At 51.6% G+C, this 12,176-nt stretch carries 7 protein-coding genes; 2 read left to right on the top strand and 5 right to left on the bottom strand.

The window, feature by feature from the left end; all coding sequences use genetic code 11:
* Window positions 1–40 precede the first annotated feature (40 nt).
* The 3 genes from apbE to V6E55_RS09975 all read right to left on the bottom strand — a co-directional run bounded on the left by apbE (window position 41) and on the right by V6E55_RS09975 (window position 2,913).
* Window positions 41–1,099 (bottom strand): FAD:protein FMN transferase ApbE, encoded by a 1,059-nt coding sequence (apbE, locus tag V6E55_RS09985; RefSeq protein WP_129995305.1) that lies wholly within the window; start codon window positions 1,097–1,099, stop codon window positions 41–43.
* 116 nt (window positions 1,100–1,215) lie between these two features.
* Window positions 1,216–2,307 (bottom strand): porin OmpC, encoded by a 1,092-nt coding sequence (locus V6E55_RS09980; protein WP_129995304.1) that lies wholly within the window; start codon window positions 2,305–2,307, stop codon window positions 1,216–1,218.
* A 342-nt stretch (window positions 2,308–2,649) separates the two neighbouring features.
* Window positions 2,650–2,913 carry a hypothetical protein gene (locus tag V6E55_RS09975; protein WP_165383574.1) on the bottom strand — a complete coding sequence of 88 codons (264 nt, stop codon included), beginning with the start codon at window positions 2,911–2,913 and terminating at the stop codon, window positions 2,650–2,652.
* Window positions 2,914–3,051: 138 nt separating this feature from the next.
* On the opposite strand from V6E55_RS09975, the gene rcsD reads away from it, so the two are divergent.
* Both rcsD and rcsB read left to right on the top strand, forming a co-directional pair.
* Window positions 3,052–5,724 (top strand): phosphotransferase RcsD, encoded by a 2,673-nt coding sequence (gene rcsD / locus V6E55_RS09970; protein ID WP_316942735.1) that lies wholly within the window; start codon window positions 3,052–3,054, stop codon window positions 5,722–5,724.
* A 16-nt stretch (window positions 5,725–5,740) separates the two neighbouring features.
* Window positions 5,741–6,391, top strand: coding sequence for a response regulator transcription factor RcsB (gene rcsB, locus V6E55_RS09965; RefSeq protein WP_003859405.1), 651 nt, complete (start codon window positions 5,741–5,743; stop codon window positions 6,389–6,391).
* 67 nt (window positions 6,392–6,458) lie between these two features.
* On the opposite strand, the gene rcsC is transcribed toward rcsB, so the two are convergent.
* Together rcsC and gyrA are read right to left on the bottom strand one after the other, a co-directional pair.
* Entirely contained in the window at window positions 6,459–9,305 is a 2,847-nt protein-coding gene (rcsC, locus tag V6E55_RS09960) for a two-component system sensor histidine kinase RcsC (RefSeq protein WP_316942734.1), read from the bottom strand.
* 135 nt (window positions 9,306–9,440) lie between these two features.
* Complete coding sequence (gene gyrA / locus V6E55_RS09955) at window positions 9,441–12,077, bottom strand: DNA topoisomerase (ATP-hydrolyzing) subunit A (RefSeq protein ID WP_114977672.1); 2,637 nt, start codon at window positions 12,075–12,077, stop codon at window positions 9,441–9,443.
* Window positions 12,078–12,176 lie beyond the last annotated feature (99 nt).

Here is a 12,176-nt window from a genome sequence, read left to right as displayed (position 1 = left end):
TGCCTGAGTGCCACTGATAAAAAACCCGCAACCTTGCTTTTTAATTTTTGTCACTCACCAGGAAGCTGTTGAACTGCGGCGAATGCCAGGTTTTAAATCCGTCAGCCTCTTTGATGATCATATAAACCGCCAGCCCTTCCTGACGAACCACCTCTTTGGCTTTCTCCGGTCCGAGTACCATTAGCCCGGTATCCCAGGCATCGGCTTCCAGCGCCGTGGGGGCAATGACCGTCACCGAAACCAGGTTATGTGTGATTGGGCGCCCGGTCTGCGGGTCAATGACATGCGAAATGCGTTTACCGTCAAGTTCGTAATAGTTACGGTAGCTTCCGGATGTGCTGATGCCGTGCCCGTTGATATCCACCATCGCCTGCACGGCATTTTGCTGATCGGTCGGCTTTTGGATGGCCACCCGCCAGGGCTTATCACTGGCGTTCATGCCGCGGCTCACTAAGGCGCCCCCCACAGAAACCAGATAACGCGAAATCCCTTCCTGGGCCATCAACGCTGCCAGGTGATCTGCCGCATAACCTTCCCCAACCGTTGACAGGTCGACAAACAGATCGGGGATATCTTTTTGCAGGTACTGTTGACCGTACTGATTGATCACCGTCAGATGTTGTAGACCAGTCCTGGCACGGGCGTCATCAATGGCTGCCTGATCGGGCGTGATGACCGGTTGCTTGTTGGGGCCAAAACCCCAGAGATTTACCAGCGGTCCAACGGTGACGTCCATCGCTCCGCCTGTTTTGTAACCCACGCGGAGTGACTCCGTCACGATATCGGCCATCGCTTCACTGACCGGCCACAGGGAAGTACTGCTTGAGAGATTAAAGCGCATCAGCGCCGAGTCATTTTTATACGTTGAAAGTAGTTGATCGTCAGCGTCCAGCTGTGACTGAATTTTGCCACGGAGTTCGTCTGCGCGTGTTTTATCAAGGTTCATCACGCTGACACGCCAGAAAGTGCCCATCGTTTTACCTTCAAGCACCGTCGCCGCAGGTGCATCGGCTTTCGCCACCGGCGGCGTGGAAGAGTCACAAGCGGTCAGGAAAAAAAAAGTAGCCAGAAAGCTGGCGCGTAAAAAAGTCATGTCCATTCATTATTATCCTCATGCCAGGGCGGCAAGAGTACACCAAAACGGGTGGTTTGTGAGATCCTAAAAAAACAGACTAAAAAGGGGCCATCAGGCCCCTTTGTCAAATTGCGAAGCGATTAGAACTGGTAAACCAGACCCAGTGCTACGACATCGTCAGTGCTGATACCTGCACTACGGGTGAAGTCGTTTTCATCCAGCAGGTTGATTTTGTAGTCCACGTAGGTAGACATGTTTTTGTTGAAGTAGTAAGTCGCACCAACATCAACATATTTCAGGATATCCTGGTCGCCGTAGCCGTTTTCCAGGTCCTTACCTTTAGACTGCAGGTAAGCTACGGACGGACGCAGACCGAAGTCGAACTGGTATTGAGCAACAACTTCGAAGTTCTGCGCTTTGTTTGCCCAACCCAGATTACCTACGCGAGTCGCGTTGTAGGTCTGAGTATATTGAGTCGCCAGGTAGAGGTTGTTTGCGTCGTATTTCAGACCACCAGTGTAAGTTTCAGCGCGATCGCCATTACCGTAGTCCATATCGTTCTGGGAGTTGGTACGTTTAGAACTGGTTACTGCAGTACCGATACCGAACCCTTCGCCCAGGTTATAAGTGATAGAACCACCGACACCATCACCGTTCTGACGCAGCGGCTCACGGCCATTGGCGGTCTGGTCTTCACCGCTTACGCTACCGTTTTTACCCTGATACTGAACCGCGAAGTTCAGGCCATCAACCAACCCGAAGAAATCGCTGTTACGGTAGGTCGCGAAACCATTACCACGCTGCTGCATGAAGTTGTCAGAACCGTAGGTATCGCCGCCGAATTCCGGCAGAACGTCGGTCCATGAAGTAACATCGTAAACAACACCGTAGTTACGACCGTAGTCGAAAGAACCCGCATCACCAAATTTCAGACCGGCAAACGCCACACGGGTCCAGGACTGGTTTTCACTTTCAGCAGTGTTACCCTGAATCTGGTATTCCCACTGGCCGTATCCGGTCAGTTGATCGTTAATTTGCGTTTCGCCTTTGAAGCCAAGACGCATGTAGGTCTGGTCACCATCAACGCTGTCATCATCAGAGAAATAGTGCAGACCATCAACTTTGCCGTACAGATCTAATTTGTTGCCATCTTTGTTATAAATTTCAGCCGCATTTGCTGCGCCTGCTACCAGCAGTGCTGGTACCAGGAGGGACAGTACTTTAACTTTCATTTTATTAACCCTCTGTTATATGCCTTATAATTACCACTGCTTACTGGTTAACCCTCATTAACCAGTCGGCAATTTCATTCTCCTCAAAATTACAGAATAATCCAATGCGAATATGATACTAAAACTTTGAAGGTGTTTCATTTATGCATCAACATGTTTCAATTTGTAAATATAAAGGAACTTTTACAAAGCACAAATAGCTTAAAAATTTAGCACTTATAATCAAACGAAAAAATAACCACATAATTATCAATAACTTACAATAAAAAAGCATTACAGCACTGAATGACAAAACAAGATCACACCTAATCTCTAAAATAACTCTCGCTATCATCATTAACTTTATTTATTACCGTCATTCAGTTTTGAATGTCTGTTTATCCCTAATTCAACCGGATGCTTCGCATTCGGTTTTTTTTTACCTTTCTTTACGTAACCTTTCTTTTTTTGTGCTACCGCCACGAAATTGTAACGACTATTAACTAAATTCTCGCCGTGAGTCCCCTGATGACGGAGAAATGATGCTGAACTTAATTTCTTGTTAATTCGTGCTATTTCCCGGTTAATGGCGTTATTTATTTGTACGCCCCCGGCGAGTTTGTACATGTTTGATGCACTCTCCGCCGTTGATAATGCCCGATGAAAAAGACGCATCTTCCAGACCAGTGGCGCTGGAAATTCAGTTATTACCCTTTATACTGCCCTATCGCGACAGAGCACGACCATCACAGGTTAGAGATATCAATGAGTCAGACTGAAACTACCGCCCCGAGCAAATTCTCCCTCCTCCCCGGGAGCATCACCCGTTTCTTTCTTCTTTTGATCGTTGTGCTGTTAGTCACCATGGGGGTTATGGTACAGAGCGCGGTGAACGCCTGGCTGAAGGACAAAAGCTATCAGGTTGTTGATATCACCCATGCCGTGCACAAGCGCATTGATACCTGGCGCTACGCCACCTGGCAGATTTACGACAATATTGCGGCTGCGCCCGCAACCCCATCCGGAGATGGACTACAGGAGACGCGTCTTAAGCAGGACGTCTATTATCTCGAAAAACCACAGCGCAAAACGGAGGCACTTATCTTTGGCTCTCACGACAGTGCGACGCTGGAGATGACGCAACGTATTTCGACCTATCTGGATACCCTTTGGGGAGCCGAAACAGTGCCGTGGTCGATGTACTATCTGAATGGTCAGGACAACAGCATGATCCTGATCTCGACGCTGCCGTTGAAAGATCTCTCTTCCGGGTTTAAAGAGACAACCGTGGGCAGCATTGTCGATTCCCGCCGGGCAGAAATGCTACAGCAGGCAAATGCTCTCGATGAACGTGAGAGCTTCTCATCACTGCGGCGGCTGGCCTGGCAAAATGGCCATTATTTTACCCTACGCACCACGTTCAACCAGCCAGGACATCTGGCGACAGTGGTGGCCTTCGATTTACCGATTAATGATTTAATCCCGCCGGATATGCCGCTCGACAGCTTCCGCCTGGAGCCAGACAGCAGCACCCAGAACATGCGGGCAGCGTCTGACAAAGAGGCCGCAGAGAGCGTATCGATCTCTTTTAACGGCTCGAAAATTGAAATTGCCTCTTCTCTGAACTCAACCGGCATGCGTCTGGTGTGGCAGGTACCGTTTGGCACACTGCTGCTCGATACCCTGCAAAATATCCTGTTGCCTCTGCTGCTGAATATCGGTCTGCTGGCGCTGGCTCTGTTTGGCTACAGTACGTTCCGTTTCCAGCCGGGTCGTCAAAGCGACACCTCTGCGATTTCGGCTGGAACCACTAATGAGCTGCGCGTGTTACGTGCATTAAATGAAGAGATTATTTCCGTGCTACCGCTTGGCGTGCTGGTTCACGATCAGGAAGCGAATCGTACGGTGATGAGCAATAAAATTGCTGACCATCTGCTGCCACATCTCAATCTGCAAAACATCACCACCATGGCGGATCAACACCAGGGGGTGATTCAGGCCACCATTAACAATGAACTGTATGAGATCCGTCAGTTCCGCAGTCAGGTCGCCCCGCGCACGCAAATTTTCATTATCCGCGATCAGGATAGAGAAGTGCTGGTGAATAAAAAGCTGAAGCAGGCGCAAAGGCTGTATGAGAAAAACCAGCAGGGTCGCGCGGCATTTATGCAGAATATTGGTGATGCCTTCAAACAGCCATTAAAAACGCTGGCAACCCAGGCGGCGGCGTTAGATACGTCAGAAAGCCACCAGCTTGCCAGCCAGGCCGACTCACTGGTTCGTATGGTTGATGAGATCCAGTTAGCGAACATGCTGGAGAATGATTTCTGGAAAGGAACACCTACCCTCTTCTCCATTCAGAATCTGATCGATGAAGTGGTTCCGGACGTCCTGCCTGTGATTAAGCGCAAAGGACTGCAACTGCTGATCAATAACCATTTATCCGCGAATGATGAACGTCACGGCGATCGCGAAGCACTGCGTCGCATTCTGCTGATGCTTATTCAGTATGCGGTGACCACCACGCAGATTGGCAAGATCACCCTGGAGGTGAGCACGGACGAGTCTGCTGAAGATCGTCTGACGTTCCGCATCCTCGACACCGGGGAAGGCGTCACGACAAGCGAAATTGATAATCTGCACTTCCCGTTCCTGAATGACACCCAGAGCGATCATTACGGCAAAGCCAATGCGCTGACCTTCTGGTTGTGCGATCAACTGGCGCGTAAGCTTGGTGGTCATCTGAATATCAAGGCCCGTGAATCCCTCGGCACCAGGTACTCTCTGCACGTTAAAATGGCCGCCAATCCACAGGAAGAAGATGAAGAACGTCTGCTGGATGATGTTGTGGTGATGGTCGATGTGACCTCAAATGAGATCCGTAATATTGTGGTTCGTCAGTTAGAAAACTGGGGTGCGGCCTGCATCACGCCGGATGAAAGGCTGGCAAGTCAAGAATTTGATCTGTTTTTAACTGATAATCCGTCTAATCTTACTGCCTCCGGCTTGCTTTTAAGCGATGATGAGTCAGGCGTGCGGAAAATCGGCCCTGGCCAGCTGCGCGTCAATTTTAATATAAGCAATGCGATGCAGGAAGCTGTACTACAACTAATAGAAGAGCAACTGGCGCAGGAAGAGATAGCGGAATCCCCGTTAGGCGGCAATGAAAATGCCGAGCTTCACGCCAGCGGATATTATTCACTCTTTGTTGATACAGTACCAGATGATGTTAAGCGGTTGTATACTGAGTCCGCTGCGAATGATTTCGCAGCGCTGGCACAGACAGCACACCGGCTTAAAGGGGTGTTTGCCATGCTTAATCTGGTTCCCGGCAAGCAGTTATGTGAAACGCTGGAACATCTAATTCGTGAGAAAGATGCCTCTGGCATTGAAAAATACATCAGCGACATTGACGCCTACGTCAAAAGCTTGCTGTAGCAAGGTAGCCTAATACATGAACAATATGAACGTAATTATTGCCGATGACCATCCGATTGTACTGTTCGGTATTCGCAAATCACTTGAACAGATCGAGTGGGTGAATGTGGTCGGTGAATTTGAAGACTCTACAGCTCTGATCAATAACCTCCCAAAGCTTGATGCACACGTGCTCATTACCGATCTCTCCATGCCTGGAGACAAGTACGGTGATGGGATCACGCTCATCAAATATATTAAACGTCACTTCCCGGATATCTCGATTATCGTTCTGACCATGAACAACAACCCGGCGATTCTGAGCGCGGTGTTGGATCTGGATATCGAAGGCATTGTGCTGAAACAAGGCGCACCGACCGATCTGCCTAAAGCACTCGCTGCGCTGCAGAAAGGCAAGAAATTCACGCCTGAGAGCGTCTCTCGCCTGCTGGAAAAAATCAGCGCAGGTGGTTACGGTGACAAACGCCTGTCACCGAAAGAGAGCGAAGTTCTGCGCCTGTTCGCTGAAGGTTTCCTGGTGACCGAGATTGCCAAGAAGCTGAACCGCAGTATTAAAACCATCAGCAGCCAGAAAAAATCAGCGATGATGAAACTGGGTGTGGACAACGATATTGCCCTGCTGAACTATCTCTCCTCCGTCACGCTGAGCGCAACGGATAAGGATTGATTCCCTTCGGAGGTTCCTCTCCCACAGGGAAAGAGTGAAAAACGTAAAAGGCCCTTGCGGGCCTTTTTTATGTTCTTGTTTTTCTCACGCGCTCCGCATAAACAGACAATGTCTGCTTCAGCACATCCAGCGTCACCGGTTTCGACAAACAACTGTCCATTCCCGACTCCAGACAGCGCTGTTTCTCTTCCGCCAGCGCGTTCGCCGTCACACCCACAACCGGTAACGTCAGACCAAGCTGGCGGATACGCTGTGTCAGACGGTAGCCATCCATGTTAGGCATGTTTACGTCGCTGAGAACAATATCAATATGATTTTTACTCAGTACGTTCAGCGCATCCACGCCATCATTAGCCGTTTTGCATTGATAGCCAAGCGAACCAAGCTGGTCGGCCAGCAGGCGGCGGTTAATCGGATGGTCATCCACCACCAGAATCATCATATCGTCATTCACTGACGCCAGAGACTCCGTTGACGGTAATCCACCCGCGCCGTCACTCTCTTCCAGATGCACTTTGTAGATGCGTGCCAGCAGGCTCATCAGCTCATGCGGCGTTGCTACACTGTGTACCCATTCTCCCGGCGCACGCTCAACCGGGATCCCGATGTGACGACGGCAGAAGAGTACCGTCCCTCTTCCCTGCCACGGCTGTTCCGGCATATCGTCGGTAATCAGTACATCGTCCACATCCGGTGTTTGACCTTCATAGCGGGACACCCTCACGCCGCTATGAGTGAGCAGCGCAGTGAGGTAGTCATTCAGCGAGGCATTATGCACCGCCAGCCAGCAGCGTTTATTGCTCAGACCATCAACCGTCGTTTTTGCCGGATACTGAGCCGAATAGAGCGGAATGCGGATGGTAAACTGGCTACCCATACCGGGCTCGGTATCAACGGAGATATCACCGTCCATCATGCTGACGAGTTTCTCACAGATCGCCAGCCCCAACCCGGTACCCTGGAAGTTACGCTGCACGCCGGTCCCCACCTGGAAGAACGGGTCAAACAGACGAACCACTTCTTTCGCCGGAATGCCCACCCCCGTATCCCGCACGCGGATACTCAGGTAATCACCGGCCCGGCAAACGTGTAATACAATACAACCGACGTCGGTGAATTTAATGGCATTACTGAGCAAGTTAGAAATGACCTGCTGCAGGCGCATGGGATCGCCGTGCAATGTCAGCGGCACATCCGGTTCGATAAAACAGTAAAGCCCCAGCTGTTTACGCACCACCAGCGGCAGATAGTTGGCGCTGATGTGGTTCATCACCTCACGCGGAGAGAACTCCCGTGGTTCGATTTTCAGCTGCTCAGACTCAATTTTGGAGAAGTCGAGAATATCACTGATGATTTTCAGCAACAGGCTGGAGGAGTTGTTCATCGCCGTCACCAGCCTGTCGACCCCTTTCGGCAGCTCTTTCGTCTGCAGGAGGTCGAGGTTACCGATAATCCCGTACAACGGCGTACGCAACTCGTGGCTGACTGTCGCAAGGAACATCGATTTCGACTGACTGGCCTGCTCTGCCGCCTGCGCCATCTCCTGCAACGACTCTTCCATCTTCACGCGTGCAGAGACATCCACCAGCACGCAAATCGCCACGTTTTCATTGCGATAGCGGGAATGAACAAAGCTGATTTGCAGGTTAGTGTGCGTGCTGGTCAGCACGTCGACAAAGTTTACCTGCTGACCACAGATAATTTGCGTCAGCCTTTGCCGATCCTCATGCGTCAGCATGTTCAGGTAATTATGTGCCAGCTCATTACTCAGGATATTGGTTCCGTCCTGGGTACGCAGGATACAGATCCCCACCGGTGCCGAGGCGACAATTTTACGGTTAAATTGCTCATGTTCTTCAAGGCGTTGAGCATCCACCTCTGCCGGAATAAATATCCGACGTTCATACATGCGTGCCAGCATAAACAGCGCCACGCCCACCGCGATATTCAACAAAATGGCGTTGAGGATCAGAATACGAATGCGTTCAAGCACCATATCCACCGGCAGCGAATAGACAATGCTCAGCGACGAAGGCGGCAGGTTCTTTTTCAGCACCAGCTCACGGAAGCCGGAGGTATAGCCAAACCACGATCGCTCCTGCATCCAGTGCGGATCGACGTTTAAACGGTTGTCTGGCCCGGTAAGGGAGATAAGCTGATGTCCATTTTCATCAAGAATAGTCACACCCATTGGCAGACTGCCTGGGGTGAAGAAGTTTTCCATGCGAATGGTCTGTTCAATTCCCAGCAGCGCCTGCAGGCGATTGCCCAGATACACCGGTGTCAGGGCGTAGAAATAACCCACACCCGTGCGCGGACCCTGGCTTATCCAGAAAATGTTATTCCCGCGTTCATCCTGCGGTGCATTGCGGTATTTCACAATGCGTTCGTGCAGGCTTTTCAGCGCATCATCACGCTCGACGGGAAGATCGCGCAGGCCAAAATCCGCCACGCAGAGATTTTCACTGCCAATCAGAAATACGCGATTGAGGTCATAGGCAGCAGAAAAATTGTCGCGCCAGTAGCGCATAAACCAGGCCAGAGATTCCAGTGACCCACGCCAGGTATTGCTCATGGTGGAACAATCGGAATCCGGGAACAGCGGCTGGAAATCCGGGACTTCAGTTTTGTCGTTACGACCGCGGAGGGCAAGAATACCGTTTTCCGCCGTCAGACGATTTTCAGCAATGTACTTCAACTCCTTCATCACATCAGATGTTCGCTGAATGTAGCGCTGGGCCTGGTCGGAGCTTAAATTAAACTCCTGGCGGATCTCCGCTTCTTTCTGATGCAGCGCGTTAACGATGTAAAACACCGAGAACAATGCCACCAGTAGCCAAAGCAAGAGCGCCAGCGCCCGAAACAGATAGCGAGAAACTTTCAGCGTAGTACGAAAGGAGACGAGGTATTTCAAAGGGGCGAGGCTCCGCCGTCGGGGTCAAAAGAATGTGGTTAAGGTAGCGGTAAACGCGCCAGGTCGCAACGTTGACTTATCTGCTTCTGCAAAAGAAAAGGGCCGGAATCCGGCCCTTTTTTGCATCATGCAATATTACTCGTCAGCGTCATCCGCTGCATCGTCGTCGGTGTCGGTTTCCGGTGCGATATCGTCATCACCTTCTGCGACGCTGCCGTCGATGGAATCGAGTTCTTCGTCGTCCACCGGCTCAGCAACACGCTGCAGACCCACAACGTTTTCATCTTCCGCAGTACGGATGAGGATCACGCCCTGGGTGTTACGACCCACCACGCTGATCTCAGATACGCGTGTACGCACCAGCGTACCGGCATCGGTGATCATCATGATCTGGTCAGCATCGTCTACCTGTACCGCGCCAACAACGGAACCGTTGCGCTCGGTGACTTTGATAGAGATAACGCCCTGTGTACCGCGAGACTTGGTTGGGTATTCCCCTTCCGCTGTACGTTTACCGTAACCATTCTGCGTCACGGTCAGGATAGCCCCTTCACCGCGCGGAATAATCAGGGAAACCACAGAGTCTTCACCAGCCAGCTTGATACCACGAACGCCCGTAGCGGTACGACCCATTGCACGGACAGCGTTCTCTTTAAAGCGCACCACTTTACCGGCGGCAGAGAACAGCATCACTTCATCCGAACCGGAGGTCAGATCCACGCCAATCAGCTCATCGCCTTCGTTCAGGTTCACCGCGATGATACCCGCAGAACGTGGGCGGCTGAACTCGGTGAGCGCGGTTTTCTTCACGGTACCGCTGGCGGTCGCCATAAAGACGTTCACGCCCTCTTCGTACTCGCGTACCGGCAGAATGGCGGTGATACGTTCGTTCGCTTCCAGCGGCAGCAGGTTAACGATTGGACGACCACGTGCGCCACGGCTCGCTTCCGGCAACTGGTAGACCTTCATCCAGTACAGACGACCACGGCTTGAGAAGCAGAGGATCGTGTCATGGGTGTTCGCCACCAGCAGACGGTCAATAAAGTCTTCTTCTTTAATACGTGCCGCAGACTTGCCTTTACCACCACGACGTTGTGCTTCGTAGTCGGTTAACGGCTGATACTTCACGTAGCCCTGGTGAGACAGGGTCACAACAACGTCTTCCTGGTTGATCAGGTCCTCGATGTTGATGTCCGCGGTATTCGCGGTGATTTCGGTGCGACGCTCATCGCCGAACTGATCACGGACCAGCTCCAGCTCTTCACGAATCACTTCCATCAGACGTTCTGCGCTACCCAGGATGTGCAGCAGCTCAGCAATCTGTTCCAGCAGTTCTTTGTATTCGTCGAGCAGTTTTTCATGCTCAAGGCCGGTCAGTTTCTGCAGACGCAGATCCAGAATCGCCTGGGCCTGCTGTTCAGTCAGATAGTATTGACCGTCACGCACGCCGAACTCAGGTTCCAGCCACTCAGGACGCGCAGCATCATCACCCGCACGTTCCAGCATCGCTGCAACGTTACCCAGATCCCACGGACGGGAAATCAGTGCGGCTTTCGCTTCTGCCGGGGTTGGCGCACGACGGATCAGTTCGATGATCGGGTCGATGTTAGCCAGGGCAACCGCCAGCGCTTCAAGGATGTGCGCACGGTCGCGCGCTTTGCGCAGTTCAAAGATGGTACGACGTGTCACCACTTCACGGCGGTGACGCACGAACGCGCTCAGGATCTCTTTCAGGTTCATGATCTTCGGCTGACCATGGTGCAGTGCAACCATGTTGATACCGAAGGAAACCTGGAGCTGAGTCTGGGAGTACAGGTTGTTCAGAACAACTTCACCCACCGCGTCACGTTTGATTTCAATCACGATGCGCATGCCGTCTTTATCAGACTCATCACGCAGCGCGCTGATACCTTCAACACGTTTTTCTTTTACCAGCTCGGCGATTTTTTCAATCAGACGCGCTTTGTTCACCTGATACGGGATCTCGTGAACAATGATCGTTTCACGGCCGGTTTTGGCGTCCGCTTCCACTTCAGCGCGGGCACGGATGTAAATCTTGCCACGACCGGTGCGGTACGCTTCTTCAATACCACGACGACCGTTGATGATCGCCGCCGTCGGGAAGTCCGGGCCCGGGATGTGTTCCATCAGCCCTTCAATGCTGATGTCTTCATCGTCGATATAAGCCAGGCAACCGTTGATCACTTCCGTGATGTTGTGCGGCGGAATGTTGGTTGCCATACCGACGGCGATACCGGACGAACCGTTCACCAGCAGGTTAGGGATTTTCGTTGGCATAACGTCAGGAATTTTTTCCGTGCCGTCGTAGTTATCAACGAAATCAACCGTCTCTTTTTCCAGGTCGGCCATCAGCTCATGGGCAATCTTCGCCAGACGGATTTCCGTATAACGCATTGCCGCGGCGGAGTCGCCGTCGATAGAACCAAAGTTACCCTGACCATCTACCAGCATGTAACGCAGCGAGAATGGCTGCGCCATACGGACGATAGTGTCGTACACCGCGGAATCACCATGAGGATGGTATTTACCGATTACGTCACCAACGACACGGGCAGATTTTTTGTAGGCTTTATTCCAGTCATTGCCCAATACGTTCATGGCGTATAGTACGCGACGGTGTACCGGCTTCAGGCCATCGCGGACGTCCGGCAGCGCACGGCCAACAATGACCGACATCGCATAGTCCAGATAGGAGCTCTTCAGCTCTTCCTCGATGTTAACCGGTGTAATTTCTCTCGCAAGGTCGCTCATCTAACCGCTATCCCTCTACTGTATCCCGGATTCAAAGGTCGCAAATTATAACACAGCCGAGGTGATTGAGGTAAACCTATACGCTTTATTCACAGGGAT

This window comes from Enterobacter sp. 342, from assembly GCF_036663495.1.
In the GTDB taxonomy this organism is placed as follows: Bacteria; Pseudomonadota; Gammaproteobacteria; order Enterobacterales; family Enterobacteriaceae; genus Enterobacter.
Note: the sequence above shows the minus strand (reverse complement) of the source record. Positions and strands in the feature narration are given on the sequence as shown.

What these genes read in the sequence shown, in the direction of transcription:
- apbE (WP_129995305.1), bottom strand. Translation starts at nt 1,099, where the DNA reads ATGGACATGACTTTTTTACGCGCCAGCTTTCTGGCTACTTTTTTTTTC.
- V6E55_RS09980 (WP_129995304.1), bottom strand. Translation starts at nt 2,307, where the DNA reads ATGAAAGTTAAAGTACTGTCCCTCCTGGTACCAGCACTGCTGGTAGCA.
- V6E55_RS09975 (WP_165383574.1), bottom strand. Translation starts at nt 2,913, where the DNA reads ATGTACAAACTCGCCGGGGGCGTACAAATAAATAACGCCATTAACCGG.
- rcsD (WP_316942735.1), top strand. Translation starts at nt 3,052, where the DNA reads ATGAGTCAGACTGAAACTACCGCCCCGAGCAAATTCTCCCTCCTCCCC.
- rcsB (WP_003859405.1), top strand. Translation starts at nt 5,741, where the DNA reads ATGAACAATATGAACGTAATTATTGCCGATGACCATCCGATTGTACTG.
- gyrA (WP_114977672.1), bottom strand. Translation starts at nt 12,077, where the DNA reads ATGAGCGACCTTGCGAGAGAAATTACACCGGTTAACATCGAGGAAGAG.